At 42.6% G+C, this 15,230-nt stretch carries 16 protein-coding genes; 4 read left to right on the top strand and 12 right to left on the bottom strand.

Annotated features, from left to right (window positions below; translation table 11 throughout):
- Positions 1-226: 226 nt before the first annotated feature.
- The 3 genes from BMX50_RS07335 to BMX50_RS07325 all read left to right on the top strand — a co-directional run bounded on the left by BMX50_RS07335 (position 227) and on the right by BMX50_RS07325 (position 3,975).
- Positions 227-1,786: a M28 family metallopeptidase gene (locus BMX50_RS07335; RefSeq protein ID WP_091209681.1), complete on the top strand. Its 1,560-nt coding sequence runs from the start codon at positions 227-229 to the stop codon at positions 1,784-1,786.
- Positions 1,787-2,012: 226 nt separating this feature from the next.
- Positions 2,013-2,582, top strand: coding sequence for an RNA polymerase sigma factor (locus BMX50_RS07330; protein ID WP_091209679.1), 570 nt, complete (start codon positions 2,013-2,015; stop codon positions 2,580-2,582).
- 16 nt (positions 2,583-2,598) lie between these two features.
- A complete protein-coding gene (locus tag BMX50_RS07325; protein WP_143065119.1) occupies positions 2,599-3,975 on the top strand; it encodes a carboxypeptidase-like regulatory domain-containing protein in 1,377 nt (458 codons plus the stop codon).
- Between the two features lie 72 nt (positions 3,976-4,047).
- Here BMX50_RS07325 and BMX50_RS07320 read toward each other — a convergent pair whose 3' ends face one another.
- The 8 genes from BMX50_RS07320 to BMX50_RS07285 form a co-directional block, all read right to left on the bottom strand.
- Positions 4,048-4,785, bottom strand: a complete 738-nt coding sequence (locus tag BMX50_RS07320) for a DUF4197 domain-containing protein (RefSeq protein ID WP_091209674.1) — start codon at positions 4,783-4,785, stop codon at positions 4,048-4,050.
- A gap of 36 nt (positions 4,786-4,821) precedes the next feature.
- Complete coding sequence (locus tag BMX50_RS07315; RefSeq protein WP_091209672.1) at positions 4,822-5,832, bottom strand: inorganic phosphate transporter; 1,011 nt, start codon at positions 5,830-5,832, stop codon at positions 4,822-4,824.
- A gap of 22 nt (positions 5,833-5,854) precedes the next feature.
- Positions 5,855-6,505, bottom strand: coding sequence for a DUF47 domain-containing protein (locus BMX50_RS07310; RefSeq protein WP_091209670.1), 651 nt, complete (start codon positions 6,503-6,505; stop codon positions 5,855-5,857).
- A gap of 48 nt (positions 6,506-6,553) precedes the next feature.
- Positions 6,554-7,618 carry a sensor histidine kinase gene (locus BMX50_RS07305; RefSeq protein WP_091209668.1) on the bottom strand — a complete coding sequence of 355 codons (1,065 nt, stop codon included), beginning with the start codon at positions 7,616-7,618 and terminating at the stop codon, positions 6,554-6,556.
- A gap of 9 nt (positions 7,619-7,627) precedes the next feature.
- The gene (locus tag BMX50_RS07300; protein ID WP_091209666.1) at positions 7,628-8,326 is read right to left on the bottom strand and encodes a methyltransferase domain-containing protein; all 699 of its coding nucleotides are present in this window, start codon (positions 8,324-8,326) and stop codon (positions 7,628-7,630) included.
- Positions 8,327-8,444: 118 nt separating this feature from the next.
- Positions 8,445-9,569 (bottom strand): NAD(P)/FAD-dependent oxidoreductase, encoded by a 1,125-nt coding sequence (locus BMX50_RS07295; protein ID WP_091209664.1) that lies wholly within the window; start codon positions 9,567-9,569, stop codon positions 8,445-8,447.
- Positions 9,570-9,575: 6 nt separating this feature from the next.
- Positions 9,576-10,685 (bottom strand): type III polyketide synthase, encoded by a 1,110-nt coding sequence (locus tag BMX50_RS07290; RefSeq protein ID WP_091209662.1) that lies wholly within the window; start codon positions 10,683-10,685, stop codon positions 9,576-9,578.
- Positions 10,686-10,704: 19 nt separating this feature from the next.
- On the bottom strand, positions 10,705-11,232 hold the full coding sequence (locus BMX50_RS07285; protein WP_091209659.1) for a YceI family protein: 528 nt from the start codon (positions 11,230-11,232) through the stop codon (positions 10,705-10,707).
- A gap of 131 nt (positions 11,233-11,363) precedes the next feature.
- Here BMX50_RS07285 and BMX50_RS07280 point away from each other — a divergent pair, with 131 nt between their 5' ends.
- Positions 11,364-12,248, top strand: coding sequence for a UbiA family prenyltransferase (locus BMX50_RS07280; protein WP_091209657.1), 885 nt, complete (start codon positions 11,364-11,366; stop codon positions 12,246-12,248).
- Between the two features lie 94 nt (positions 12,249-12,342).
- Here the strand turns inward: BMX50_RS07280 and BMX50_RS34485 are convergent, their stop codons facing one another.
- The 4 genes from BMX50_RS34485 to BMX50_RS34480 all read right to left on the bottom strand — a co-directional run bounded on the left by BMX50_RS34485 (position 12,343) and on the right by BMX50_RS34480 (position 15,187).
- Positions 12,343-12,510 (bottom strand): hypothetical protein, encoded by a 168-nt coding sequence (locus BMX50_RS34485; RefSeq protein WP_167667839.1) that lies wholly within the window; start codon positions 12,508-12,510, stop codon positions 12,343-12,345.
- Between the two features lie 18 nt (positions 12,511-12,528).
- Positions 12,529-13,350, bottom strand: coding sequence for a universal stress protein (locus BMX50_RS07275; RefSeq protein ID WP_091209655.1), 822 nt, complete (start codon positions 13,348-13,350; stop codon positions 12,529-12,531).
- 9 nt (positions 13,351-13,359) lie between these two features.
- Entirely contained in the window at positions 13,360-14,784 is a 1,425-nt protein-coding gene (locus BMX50_RS07270; protein ID WP_091209653.1) for an inorganic phosphate transporter, read from the bottom strand.
- Between the two features lie 238 nt (positions 14,785-15,022).
- Positions 15,023-15,187: a hypothetical protein gene (locus BMX50_RS34480; protein WP_167667838.1), complete on the bottom strand. Its 165-nt coding sequence runs from the start codon at positions 15,185-15,187 to the stop codon at positions 15,023-15,025.
- Positions 15,188-15,230: the final 43 nt, after the last annotated feature.

Here is a 15,230-nt window from a genome sequence, read left to right as displayed (position 1 = left end):
GAAAACGCTAAGTGTTCACACTTTCAAAGTTGAACAGCAACGGGGGAATAGCCTTGACCCGGTGTACAATTACAAGACAATATCCGACATTGCCCTATGCTATGTAGCTCCGGACGGAGATCTTAGTAATTCAATTTCATGTAACAAATTTGTTAACATAACCTGTCCTCAATTTTAAATTATAATAAATAGGTTTGTTACTAACTGATCTTATAATTTATCGTATATGAAATTAAAACTACTCTTTTCGTGTTTTATCGCGGCGGGTATTGCAGTACCCGCATTTGCACAGGAACCTGTTGATGCCGCCATGGTTCAAAAAATCAGGGAAGAAGGCCTTAACCATTCTAAAGTGATGGAAACAGCTTTTTATCTGACGGATGTTTCTGGCCCGAGGCTTGCAAATTCTCCGGGCTTAAAACGTGCCCAAAATTGGGCGGTTAATCAGCTCAAAACCTGGGGCATGGCCAACGCCAAACTGGAAGCCTGGGGTAAATTTGGTAAAGGCTGGGAAGTTCAAAAAAACTATGCTGCTATTACTATTCCTTATTATCATGCTATTATCGCCATCCCTAAAGCCTGGACACCAGGTACAAATGGTTTAATAAAAGGCGAGGTAATGCTGCTCAAAGCCGATTCGGCAGCCGAGCTTGAGCAATATAAAGGTAAACTGGCTGGCAAAATTGTGATATTTGATACCAAAGCCCCAACTGAGCGTACCTGGAAAGTTGATGCTGCCCGCTATACCGACGAGGAACTTGCCGAAATGGCCAATGCAAAGGCTACCCCGGAAGGCCCGCGCAGGAATGCTGCAGATGCCGCCCAGATGGCCACTTTTCGCAAATTGCGTGCTTTCAGGGCAACACTTAGCCAGTTTCTGGTTGATGAAAAAGCAGGCTTAGTTTTAAGCCAGGCCCGCGGTACCGACGGTACGGTGTTTACTACCAATGGTGCATCCTATGCCGATACTGCCAAAGCGGTAGCTCCCGAGTTGGAAACCAGCAGCGAAGATTATCAGCGCATTGTACGTCTGATTAAAGGTGGTCAGCCGGTACAACTGGAAGCTGATATCAAAACACAATTTATTTCAGATGACCTGCAGGGTTATGACGTAGTTGCCGAAATTCCCGGCACGGATAAAAAACTGAAAGACCAGGTAGTAATGATTGGCGGCCACCTTGATTCATGGCATGCGGCTACCGGCGCTACAGATAATGCTGCGGGCAGTGCAGTGATGCTGGAAGCCATGCGTATTTTAAAAGCCATCAATTTTAAACCAAAACGTACCATCCGTATTGCTTTATGGAGTTCGGAAGAGCAGGGTTTGTTTGGTTCGCGAGGTTACGTGGCCAACCATTTTGGCGACCCTAAAACCATGGAGCTGAAACCGGAACAGGCAAAGCTTTCGGCTTATTATAACCTGGATAATGGTACGGGCAAGATTCGTGGTGTATACTTGCAGGGCGACTCGGCGGCAGCCCCTATCTTTAAAGCATGGCTTGAGCCATTTAAAGATCTTGGCGCTACCACGCTTACCATCCGTAACACAGGCGGTACCGACCACCTTTCATTTGATGCAGTGGGTATTCCGGGCTTTCAGTTTATCCAGGATGCTATTGACTATGGTACACGTACCCACCACAGTAACCAGGACACTTATGATCGACTTGTACAGGACGACCTGAAACAAGCTGCTACAATTGTTGCTTCCTTTGTTTATCATACCTCGCAACGAGCCGAAATGATACCGCGTAAAGAACTGCCAAAGCCACAACGGGCAAGGTAATAACCGGTAACTATATTTGTAAAAGAGCGATGCCTCAGGGTGTCGCTCTTTTATTTTTTACACTTTTTTTCGCTGTTTATTCCTGTTCGTTGTATAGTTTGATCTCCTTATTTTGGCATAATCTATGTGAAAAATACTTTGTTATCAGTCTATTTCGCTTAAATAGAGCTATCTGCAGTCAGTTAATTTCCATAAACCGTTTTAATAAATTAATTTTGTATGTTTAATGAACCTATTTATAAAGCCCCAAAAACCAGGGAAATCAACAGACGAGGAACTACTTAGTGATTATCGCGCAAGCGGTAACCTAACTGTTTTGGGCAACTTATATGAACGGTATATGCCCCTTGTTTATGGCGTTTGCCTTAAATATCTGAAAGATGAGGAACTCGCTAAAGATGCGGTAATGGGCATTTTTGAGGAACTGGTTGATAAGGTTAAAAAGCATGAAATTAACCAGTTCAGGAATTGGGTTTATGTACTTGGGCGCAATTATTGTTTGATGCAGTTGCGGAGCGGTAAAAAGATGGAGTTGGTTAATTTAGATGAGGTTATGGAATTTACCCCCTTTTTGCATCCTGATGATAATAACAGGGAAGAGGCATTGAAAGCTTTAGAAAGCTGTATAGCTGGGCTTACAGGCGGACAAAAGCAGAGCATCGACCTGTTTTATTTAAAAGAGAAGTGTTATAAAGAAATTGCCGATATAACCGGGTATACTTTAAATGAGGTGAAGAGTTATATCCAGAACGGTAAAAGGAATTTGAAAATTTGCCTCGAACGGAACAGTGCATAGTAAAAAGGCAAATATATTGCAAATACAGAAGTATCTCAGCGGAGAGCTTGATGCCCGTGCTATGCACAAACTGGAAATGGAGGCGCTAAACGACCCTTTTTTGATGGATGCATTGGAAGGATATGAAAACATGGGGACAAGTCAACAGTTAAACCTTGCTGATTTGACAGCCAGGCTGCAACAGCGTACCGAAGAAAAGAAAGACCGGGTTATTCCATGGACCGTTTGGCCCATTGCTGCTTCGGTTTTAATTGCATTAAGCTTAGGAGGGCTTTATCTTAACAGATCGGCCAAAACCGAATTGCAAAGCAATAACATCACAGAAAACAGAAATTCTACTCCGCCGTTAATAGCTGCTACAGATACAATAAAAACCGGGGATACCGTTAAAAAAGCTAATGCAAATCCCGTTGGAACAGTACAAGCGCCTTTAATCGCTGTAAATAAAAAAACGAGAAAGGGAAAGCCGTCGGCTAACGCGCTTTATCAGCAGGATATCTCGGCTGCCGATAATAAGACAGCATCAAACAATGTTGTCCCGTCTGCCGGCAACACTATGCAGATAGCCCCTGCGGAACCTGCTGCTAAAGATAAAGAGATATTAAAAGAAGCTCCGGCAACGGGGCTAAGTGAACGGATTGTGTTTGGCTATACAGCATCGCCCACCAAAAAAGATACTACGGGTTCGGAGCCAATATTGCTAAGAGCTAATACAACCGTGGCAAAAGCAAAAGCTCCGATGCAATATAAATTGCCAGGTAAGGTTGATGGGGTTACCTCTTCGCCAGCACCAGGCTTTAGCAGTAAAGCAAATGCGGAGTCATTATACATTGCTGGTACTATTATTTCCCGCGATGATGGCTCACCTTTAATTGGTGCAGCTATCAGGATAAAAGGTACCAACCGAAGTACAGTAACTGATGTAAACGGCAAATTCGCCCTCAGTTCTCCGGCCGATAAAGCTACGCTTGACGTTGTTTATATTGGTTATGAATCAAGGCAGGTTAATGCCACACGCGGCGATAGCGTTAAAGTGGCACTTAAACCCGATTCAAGGGCGCTGGCCGAAGTGGTAGTAACTAACCCTAAAAGAGATGATGATAATGGCGAGGTGAGTGTGACGGTAGCGCATCCGCAGTTAGGTTGGGGTAGCCTGAAAAAATACCTGCAAACCAATGCCGTATTGCCTGATAATACAACGGGTACAGTTACCGTAACATTTACCGTATTTCCGAGTGGTATAACCGACGAGTTCAATATCAAAAAAGGACTGAATGAAACGGCTGATCAAAAGGCCATTGAATTGATAAAAAATGGCCCTTCATGGGTTGGCAGTTCCAACAACAAGCCCGAAGTTGTTACTGTAAAGGTGAAGTTCCAAAAGCAGAAATAAAAATCACTATAAATAAAAATGGCAGTGTTAGTTAAATTAACACTGCCATTTTTTATGTTTTAATTTTCGGTTTTATTGTCCGGTAGTTTTCTTCTTATCAGCAAAAGCAAATACTTTTTGCAATAATGGTGTTGTACGTGCACCAAGATTTTGACGAATGTTAAGCTCTTCTTTCGCTATCTCCACAAATAAACCATCGATGGCTTTTTGAGTTACATAATCGCTGATATCGGGGTTAAGCTTTGATACAAAAGGCACTTTATTGTAAGCCTGTGCAGCATCAGTATAATACTTGGTAGCATTTACCTTGTTTAAGCTTCCCTGTATAACAGGTTTAAATTGCAGGCTTAATTTTGCAGTAGTTGTACGTTTAAAATATTGTGTTGCTGCATCCTGATTGCCTAATAAAATGTTGGTAACATCCTGCAGGGTCATTTGCTTAATAGCATCAACAAAAATAGGTTTTGCCTGCTTTGCTGCATCTTCGGCCGCACGGTTAAGCGAAAGGATCACGTTATCGCAAAGACTGTTTAAGCCAAGGCTGCGTAAGGTTTTTTCAGCTTTTTGAGCTTCGGGCGGGAAAAGGATTTTGATGGCCGCATTGCCAAAAAAACCGTTAACTGCTGATAATTGATCAGAGCTTTTACCTGTGCCTATTTCAAGGGCTTGTTTTAAACCGTTGCCAATTTCAAGTGATGTTGGAGTTCCCTGGTTTTGAACGGTGGCGTTAGCTACCTGGTTCAATGTATCACAGCTGCTTAATGTAATGAAAGCTATTAAAGCGGGAATAATAAGTAGTCTTGTTTTCATATTTAAGTAAAGCTAACAAAATTACTGCCTGTTTGTTTATGCAAAGAAATGTAACAATGCAAATACACCGGCTGCTATCAGGGCCGAAATAGGGATGGTGATGATCCATGCCCAAACCAGGTTAATAGTAACGCCCCAGCGTACTGCCGATACACGTTTAGTTAAACCTACACCAATAATTGAACCGGTGATAGTATGTGTTGTTGAAACCGGAATCCCGAAGCGCTCGGTAATAAACAGGGTGATGGCACCGGCTGTTTCGGCACTTACGCCTTCAAGCGGTGTAACCTTGGTTATTTTTGAGCCCATTGTTTTAACGATCTTCCAACCACCTGACATAGTACCTGCTGCTATAGCCGAGTAACAAGCCAATGGGATCCACTCAGGCATTGCGGTGCCCGGTTGTATAACTTTTGAAGCAATAAGACTTACATATAAAATACCCATTACCTTTTGAGCATCATTACCACCGTGAGCAAAGCTTAGCGCTGCGGATGATACTAACTGCATGCGTTTAAACCAGCGCTCGGCAGTGGCGGGTCTTGCAGTTTTACAAAGGTGTAATATTAATATGGTTACAACGTAGGCTATAATTAAACCGATAAAAGGCGCTAATACGATATATGCAATGATCTTGAGTACATATTGCATTTCGACAGCCTGTAAGGCATTAGCGCCCATGTAAAGCGCATTGGTCATACCTGCACCGGCAAAACCGCCTATAAGGGTGTGCGATGAACTGGATGGGATCCCGAACCACCATGTAAACAGGTTCCAGGTAATAGCTGCAACTAAGCCTGCCAAAATCACGTGCAGGGTAACATAGTGCTCCAATACAATTTTTGATACAGTATTGGCTACTTTATGGTCTTTAATAAAAAAGTAAGCGGCAAAGTTAAATACCGCAGCCATTAACACAGCCTGAAACGGTGTTAATACTTTGGTAGATACGATGGTAGCTATGGAGTTTGCGGCATCATGAAAGCCATTGGTGTAATCAAACAACAGGGCGAGTACAACAATAACTACAAGTAGGGAAGTAACCATTTAGCTGGGGATAAGATTTTACTTAAGCGTTTTTAACTAAGATTGACTCCATAACGTTAGCTGCATCTTCGCACATATCTGTGGCGGTTTCAAGGGCAGCTAATATTTCTTTGTATTTGATAAGGCGGATAGCATCTTTTTCATACAGGAACAAATCAGCTACGGCGCGGTCAAAAACATAGTCGGCCTGGTTTTCAACACTGTTTATCCTGATGCATGAATCGGCAATGTTGCGTACGTTCCTAAGGTCTTTTAGCTCTTTTACTGCTTTTTCCAGATCGATGCTTGCCTGTAGTATCAGGTCAGATAGCTTGCGGATATGCTCATTTAAATCATCTATCCTGTACAGGCTCATGCGGTTGGCAGCGCCTTGAATATAGTCGGCAACATCATCGATAGCTGTAGCCAGAGCATGGATATCTTCTCTGTCAAACGGAGTGATAAAGTTTTTACCAAGCTCAAGGTAAATCTGGTGAGTATATTCGTCGCCTTTGTTTTCCAGTTTGTCAATCTGCTTGTATAAGTCCTCACGGGTTTGGGCGTTGTTGGAGTTAACGGCTTCAACCAATATTGTTGCCATGGCTACAACGTTGGCTGCGGCTTGTTCAAACAGTGGGAAGAATATTTTTTTATCCTTTGGTACAAAATACTGGAATATACTGTTAAGCGACATAATGATTTAAAATTGCTGTAAAGGTACGGTTAGTATGTTAAATTAATGTTAACTTTTTAGTGTAGGTAAATTCGGGAACGGAATGGTTTGTTTAGCCCTTGCAAGCGTAAAACCGAAAGTTGACCCCAGCCCTTCAGTACTGCGCACATTAATAGTTTGCTGATGGGCCTCAATAATATGCTTAACAATAGCAAGCCCCAAGCCCGAGCCTCCAATCTGCCTCGAACGGCTGCTGTCTGTACGGAAAAAGCGTTCAAATAAGCGTGGCAGAAATTTCTCCTCTATACCTATACCATCGTCCGTAACTTCAACCAAAACCTGATCATGCAGCACAAAAAGGCTTACCGAAGTGCTTCCTTCTTCTTTGCCGTATTTAAATGAGTTATCTATCAGGTTTACCAGCACCTGTCTTATCTTTTCCCTGTCGGCATTTACCACAATAGGTTCATCGTATTTTTGCTTAAATATGAGTTTGATGTGGTACTGCTTGCCCTTAATCTCCAGTGATTCAAAAACCTCTTTTACGAGGTCGTTGATTTTGAATTTGGTGTAATTGATAGGCATCTCGCCCGATTCAAGCTTTGAAATTTCATCAAGGTCTTTGATCAGGTAACTTAAGCGGTCGACATTTTTTGAAGCTTTTTCCAAAAACTGGCGCGCCATTTCCTTGTCGTCAAAATCATCATCCTGCAAGGCCTCTATGTACCCCTGTATAGCAAAAAGCGGGGTTTTAAACTCGTGCGAAATATTGGATAAGAAATCGCGGCGGAATTTTTCCTGTTTGCGCAGCTCGTCTATTTCGGTTTTTTTTTGTTTTGCCCATTCTTTTACCTCCTGTTCCACGTCTGCAATGGGATTAGCGCTTACGTGCTCGCCAAGGGCATCCCTAAGGTCGCGGCCTAATTTCAGGTTGTGAATGAGTTTATAAATTAACTTGATACGGGAGTAAATGTACTTTTCGATGAGGTAGTAAAAAACGAAGTAACTTACACCAAGGGCTACAGTGAAAGTAACCATCACATCGTACCATTTATGCTGAAAATAAAAGTTAACGGCTGATAGCGTAATAGCCACGCCAAGCGAGGTTGTTAAAACCAGTACACGCAAATTCATAGCGTAAAGCTACGATTTATAGATGATTAACTCCCATCTGAATGGCCAGCGCCATGTTAATTTAAAGTTATCAATTTGTGCTTTTTTTAATAAAGCTAACAATTCGTGCCTTTTAAAGCCCCGCTTAACCGAAAGGGGGCCATCGTTACGGGCCATATCATTGCGGGTAAAAACATGGGTTATTAACACTATGGCATGATATAAAAGCCAGTGCCGGTGCAGGTCGGTGATGATAATTCCTTTTTGTGCCGATGCATGCATATTTTGAATAAGCGTTATCCAGCGTTCATCATCAAAGTGATGGGTGAACAAGCTGCAGATGATGATATTGGCCGGTTTAATGAGGCATACTTCATCAATAACATCGGCTCGTGTAATGCTGATATTTTTATATCCGGAAGTTTGTTGCTGCGCGTACTTAACTGCTGCCGGAGCGGCATCCACTCCATTTAAGTTAAGATCTATTTGCTTACTGTTAGCCCATTTGGCAATGGCAATCAAAGTATCCCCGCCGCCGCAGCCCCAATCGCTTACAGTATAGCCGTTACTTACCGGAAGTTTATTTAATAGTTTGATGATGCTTTTATGGCCACCAAACAGCGCGTTCATCTTCCCAAGCCCTTCAAGCACCGGGTTTATATCGGCAGATGGAAGATTAAAATCATCCATGATTTCCAGGGTATCGGTACGGTAACTTAAATCGGGCATATGTTATGAAGCTAAAAGCAGAATGCATAAAGCCGAAAGCTGGTGATTTGATTATTAAAGCCATTTACCAACCTTGGGTGAAATTTATTAACAGACACTATAATAGGATACGCTTGAGCTACGCAAATGGTTGGCCGTGAGTTTTACTTATCAGGTATTGCGCTACTGAAGGCAGATGACTTAGCGTATTTAAAGTAAAGGCCGTCATATTATCGTTGCCAAATAAACGCTGTAATTGCCGGCCAATCCAAAGCCGTTGGGCAAACTGTTTATTCCAGCTTTGGGTATAGTCTTGCTCGAGGTTGGCACGCTTATCAGGATTAAAGCTGCCAGGGTTGTAATGGGCGATAATTTTTTCTGAAAGAATTTTGGCCGAATGGATAGCCATAGTCATTCCGTTGCCACAAAGAGGAGCTATCATCCCGGCAGTGTCGCCGCTCATGAGGATGTGGTTATCAACCGGTGCTTTTTTCTCAAAGGAGATTTCATTGATCACTTCCGGCTTATCCAGGAGAAATTTGGCGTTACGAAAAATCTCATCCAGGTATGGGTTTCTGCGGATCACGTTCTCTTCTAAAGCTTGCAGTGAACCATATTTGCGCAGATCATCCCGATGCGCCATATAGCACATGCAATACCTGTCGCCATCGGTTTTACTTACACCGCAATAGCCATCTTTATAGTTATTAAGCTGGATCAAATCCTGTGGGAAATCCATCTGCAAATGAAATTTTACCGCCAGGTAAGGGCTTCGTTTATAAAAGAACGGCCGTTTAAGCTTTTGATCGAGATTGGATCGTTTGCCGAACGAGCCGATAGCCAACGGAGCGGTCAGTGTTTCGCCGGGAGTTAGTACTTCAAACTGTTCATCAGCAAAACGGATGTCCTCTACCCGGCTGCCGACTAAAACATTTACCCCTTCGGCAAGGGCTTTTTGATATAGGAAATTGTCGAAAGTAAACCTGCTCAGGCCAAAACCTCCCAAATCGAGCTTCTGCGAAAGTTTGGTTCCGGATGCTGCTGTTACCTCGAGCCGGTTAATGCGGGCAACATTAAGTTCATCAAGATTGATATCCAGCGAAGACAAAAAAGGGATCACTTCGTTAGAGATGTATTCGCCGCAAACGCGGTGCATGGGATAGGTCTTTTTTTCGATGACTGTAACCTTAAGCCCGGCGCGGTTCAGCAATATAGCGTTAAACAATCCGGCCAGGCCTCCGCCAACTACAATTACATCGCTCATATAGGATTAATGCATTTCAAGTATCATTCCCTCAACCGTTAATCCCGGACCGAAGGCAAAACTCAATATCTTTTGATCAACAAGATTTCCTGCCTTAAGCATTTTATCCAGTACAAACAAAATAGTGGCCGACGACATATTACCGTATTCCTGCAGCACCTGGTAAGCGAAGGCGTTGCTTTCTTCGGGAAGTTCCAAGGCATCTTCAACTGCCTCTAAAATAGTGCGGCCGCCGGGATGGACAGCATAAGCCGTGATATCTTCCATTGAGGTTTTTGCCTTTTGTAAAAAGCGCTCGGTAAGAGCCTTGATATGTTTTTTGATTTGTTTGGATACTTTGGAAGTAAGCTTCATTTCAAAGCCGGTATTGCCCACATACCAGCCCATTTCATTGCGGGCTTCGGCAACAAATTCCGAATAGAAATTTTTGAGTGAAAGGTAATTGCCGCTGCCTAAACGATTTGCTGTGTTTTCGACCAGTACAGCTGCCGCGCCATCCGAAAACAGCGAATTGGCAACCCAGTTATCCAGCGTATTTACTTTTTGGAAATGCAAAGTGCAAAGCTCCACGCTTACTACAAGCACTTTAGCGCCGGCATCGGCACGGCAAATATAGTCGGCAGCTTTGAGGCCGTTTATGGCACCGTAACAACCCATGAAATTAATGCAGGTACGTTCGGTGTCGCGGTTTAATTGGAGCCTGTCCACCAGTTCAATATCAATACCCGGTGCATGCATGCCTGTACAGCTGATAGTTACAAGGTGAGTTATATTGCGGGTAATGTCTCCGTCAAAATTTTCAAGACAATTTTTAGCGGCATCTACCGCTATGGCGATGGCTTCTTTTTCGTAAAGTTTTAATCGTTTTTGAGTATCAGGAAATGGTTCGAGCCCGGCTGATTGCTCAAAAAAAGTAAAATCGGCAGGATCGCGGTAGCCAAAATCAGGGATCACCGAATATCGGTAGTCAATTCCGGAATGGTCATAGATCCCTTTTAACCTCGCGGCGTTGGTTGCATCCAATCCAAAGGCGTTAGCCATGAAATGGTAAATATCCTGCTGGGCAATACGATTGGCGGGATTTGCTATCCCGATAGCACTGATGCAACTCTCCATTAAAAATAGTTAAGCCGTTTTATTTGCTGATCTCTGCCTCAACCGAAACGTTGGCCTCATTTGAAAGGATCAGGTTTTTGCCGCCTATGCCAAAATCTGTCCGTAATATCATGAAGCTGCCTTTCAACTGTGCCGTGTTACCTGTTTCTACGTAGGTAAAAGGTATTTCGATCAACTTTGTTTTATCTCTAATAGTTACGTTGAAATTGCCGGTATAGTTGCTCCCGCTTTTACGTTTAAATGAAACCGACTTTATGGTGATCTTCGGATATTTGGCTACATCAAAATAATCTTCACTTTTAAGGTGGTTATCGCGGCTCTCATTATCGCTGTTCACAGTATTTGAAGCAACCGATGCTTCAATAGAGCTGCCTGCCAGATCATTAGGCTTAAACTTAATATCGGCCTGCAAACCGCTAAAGGTGCCGCCTACATTAAAGCCCAGATTTTTGATCTTAAAGCTGACATCTGATTTAGTTACCGTTTGTGCAAAGCCTGCTGTTGCTGCTAATATTAAAAGTGCAGCTATATAAATTTTCTTATTCATGTTACATTAACGCTGTTCCCAAACATAATAATTTATGCGGTACAATTTTTTATATAAAAGGTTGTAAGTTTATAACGTTACCTGGGCAACTTTAAGTTGCTTTTTAGAGTATTTACCAGCAAACAGCAATAATGAAACTGAAACAATTTATTCCTACCCGGTCGGCCTTGGCGCATTTGAGGTTTGTGTTTTCTGTTTTTTTGCTGCCGGTATACCTGTTTGCCTTTAGCCAGGCCAATACTGTTAAGGCTTCCACTGCTGTGCTTGTGTTTTTTATCTGGCACTTTCTTGCCTTTCCGGCCAGTAACGGCTACAATAGTTATTTTGATAAGGATGAGGATAGCATTGCCCTGTTAGCCAAACCGCCCGAAGTAGATATCAGCCTGTACTATTTTTCTATTTTGTTGGAGGCAGTTGCGTTTTTACTTGGCTTTATTATAAGCTGGGAATTTGCTTTTGCGGTGCTCATTTATGGCATTATGTCAAAGCTGTATAGCCATCCTGCTACCCGTTTAAAAAAATATCCTGTCATCAGCTTTTTAACGGTGTTTATTTTTCAGGGATGTTTCATCTATTATACTACCTATACGGCCCTCACCGGTACAAGTTTGTTTGGTCATTGGGATTTAGGGTTTATTATTCCGGGGGCTATCAGCTCATGCCTCATTGGAGCATCATACCCATTAACCCAGGTTTATCAACATGAGGAAGACAGCAAACGTGGCGATAAAACGCTCAGTATCGTTTTAGGCTACAAAGGCTCTTTTATATTTTCAAGCGTATTGTTTGCTTCGGGAATAGCACTCTCCTACTGGTACTGGCACCTGGCGGGCATGATGCTAAACTTTTATTTCTTTTTGGTATGTGCAGCACCGATATTTTTCTTTTTCAATTATTGGTTTTATAAAGTGGGCCAATCAACAGCCAATGCCAACTTTAAAAATGCCATGCGCATGAATTTTATAAGCTCGGGTTGTATGCTGATTTATTTTGGGGTGCTGGCGGTATTCAGTTAAGATAAATGCGGCCCCTATACAAACTAAATTGTGATTGCTGCAATACCCGCAATATTTCGGCAAGGTGAAAACGCTTCTTGCGCGTTAAGTAAATTCAGGACTTTATTTCTTTGTCGTCGTTATGTTCCGGTTTTAGTTCGGATTGGATGATATCTTTTTCCAATTGTTTTTCATCTTTCCGGTTACGCCTGATGATCCATATCAATAGTATAATAACCGCAATAACTACGATGATTACTATAGGATAATTTACCTGGTTCATAATGCTTGTATTTAGTGGTTACTCATGTAAGATCAATATTGCCTTTACCGATTTGTTCATCACCTGGTTCACTGTACTACGGGTAAACAAACGGTACACGATATTGTGATGATGTTTCACAAGGCAAAGCATATCTGTTTCGTGCGATTGGATAAAGTTCATGATGCCGTTTAATGCGCTGCTGCCCTGAATATAATTAAATTCCAGATCGGTATGTTTAATCAGGTCGCGTAAGCGGGCTTCCCAAATCTGTACCTGCTCTGCATCGGTTTTTTCGGCCACATAAAGCACCTGCATTTTGGCCGAACCAAACGCCTTGATCATTTCGTTAAGCGCATTCACATCAACAGCCGAAAGCCGGGTTTCAAAATCGGTGGCAAGGGTGATCATCGGTACGTTTTCGAACTTGCTTTCCAATGGTATGATCAGTGTAGGGATCTTTATTTTGGTTACCACCATGCTGGCATTGCTACCAACAATACCACTAATGCCGGTAGCACCCATAATACCCATCACCAGTAACTCAACTTCGTGCTTATCAACATAGCGGGTTATTACTGCTTTTAAAAAGCCTACATCGCAAAGCGTGGTAACCTTAACATTTTTATACTTGTCATCGTTAGTATAAGTGCTTACCCATTCTTTTAACGCCTCGCGCTTGTTATTGTAATAATCTTCAATGAAAATGGCGTTGTAAGTACTATTATTGATCCCTTCGGTTGGGTGTATAGCGTGTATGGCACAAACTTCGCGGCCTAATATAGTTGCCAGTTCCATGGCATAAGCCATAGCGTTTGCGGCGCATTTTGAAAAGTCGGTGGCTACCAGTATTTGTTTCATTTTACCCTATTATATAAACAAATGAAAAAGCATGAATAATAAAAAAGCTAAAATTATCGCAACCGGTAAGGTAAGTATCCAGGCTAAAGCGATATTTTTAAGCGTGCCGTTATTTAAATTTCCTTTCCCTCCGGATGCAACCATTGCCCCGGCTATCCCGCTTGATAACACGTGTGTAGTACTAACCGGAAGGCCGAAGCCGGTACTCAAACCAATGGTTGACGCCGCCACTATTTCCGACGTAGCACCCTGTGCATAGTTCAAGTGCTCATTGCCTATTTTTTCGCCAATAGTAACTACAATTCTTTTCCAGCCAACCATGGTGCCCACACCAAGCGAAAGTGATATAATAGCAATAACCCACACCGGCGCAAAATCCGTCACATGCTCAAGCTCATTGGCTGCAGTACTAAGCACTTCCTTATCTTTGGTCTCAAGATTTACCAGGGGATCTTTAATTACCGCCCTTATATCTTTAATAATCCCTTCAACCTGTTTACGGTAACGGTAAGTTTTTGCTACTTCTTTTTCATTTTTTTCGGCCAGCGAAGCTTTGGTTTGATTAATAGCTACAGTCAGTTCAGTTAAAACAGGTTTCTTTTCGGTGTTGTTTGCAAGTTCGTGATTAATAACCTGCTCCGTTTGGTTTAATGCTGATAAAACTTTGCCATTAGGAACAGCATGGTTAACCGCGAAACGGGCCGGCAAAAATGCTATCAATATCAGCATAAATAAACCCACACCTTTTTGCCCGTCATTGCTGCCATGAAAAAAGCTCACCAGCGTACATGTAGTAACTAATAAAAGACGGATATGTATTGGCGGCCGGTCGTTTTCGCCGCTTGGGATATGAAACAAGGCGTGTGATTTGGTTACATGTTTCAGGAACAGCATGAGTAACGCTGCGGCTCCGAAACCAATTATTGGCGATAATATAAGTGACGAACCTATTTCGCCTGCTTTACCCCAGTTTACACCGGGGCCGTTATAGTAAAAGGTAAATGCAAGGCCGCCACCTATCATGGCACCTATCATAGTGTGTGAACTTGAGCAGGGAATACCCAGGTACCAGGTGCCCAGGTTCCATACGATAGACGCTAACAGTACGGCAAGTACAAGGCAGGCCCCAACACTAACCGGGAGGGTCATCAGGGTATCTAATGGCACAAGTTTTAAAATGCCCATAGCCACGGTAACACCGCCCAGGCAAACACCTAAAAAATTAAAGAACCCCGACCACGGAATAGCATAAACCGGCCGCAGGGCTTTAGTATAAATAACTGTAGCTACTGCATTGGCTGTATCATGAAAGCCGTTTACAAACTCAAAACCAATAACTGCCAGTATACAAAGGAGAAAAACAGTAAGCAGCGAGCCGCTCAGATCCACCTGGCCAAGGAAGGGGAGAATAACCGCGGGGATTGAAAAATGCATAAAACTTTTTTAATGACAGGCGAATATGTTTCGTCTGTTGCTTTTACTTCAAATAACCGTTTCAGGCATTTCCTTTAAGTGACCAAGGTGTTAACATATTGTTATTTAATATTATGCAAATTTAACGTGCAATTAAATTTGACCGGGTTGCCAAAAAAATAGAGCCCTGTTTTTGGCAGGGCTCTATTTTTTCATAGGTGATGTTAGTACTTGATAGGTAGATGTATATATATGTTGATCAAGCGGCAGACAGCGTTTGCTGTGCTGCTACCTGCTTGTTGTTGCTCATGAACTGGGTTTTAGCCCGGTAGTTTTTCAGATCTTCACTTAACAGCTCCAATAATTCGGCGTCAAATCGTGCAAGTAATTTAGTTATTGCTGGTGTTGGTTTATATGCTTTCATAGGTAGATGTTTTGTAGGTAGTGTAGGTTGTATTATATGGTCA

Origin of the sequence: Mucilaginibacter gossypiicola (assembly GCF_900110105.1) — a bacterium.
GTDB lineage: Bacteria > Bacteroidota > Bacteroidia > Sphingobacteriales > Sphingobacteriaceae > Mucilaginibacter > Mucilaginibacter gossypiicola.
Note: the sequence above shows the minus strand (reverse complement) of the source record. Positions and strands in the feature narration are given on the sequence as shown.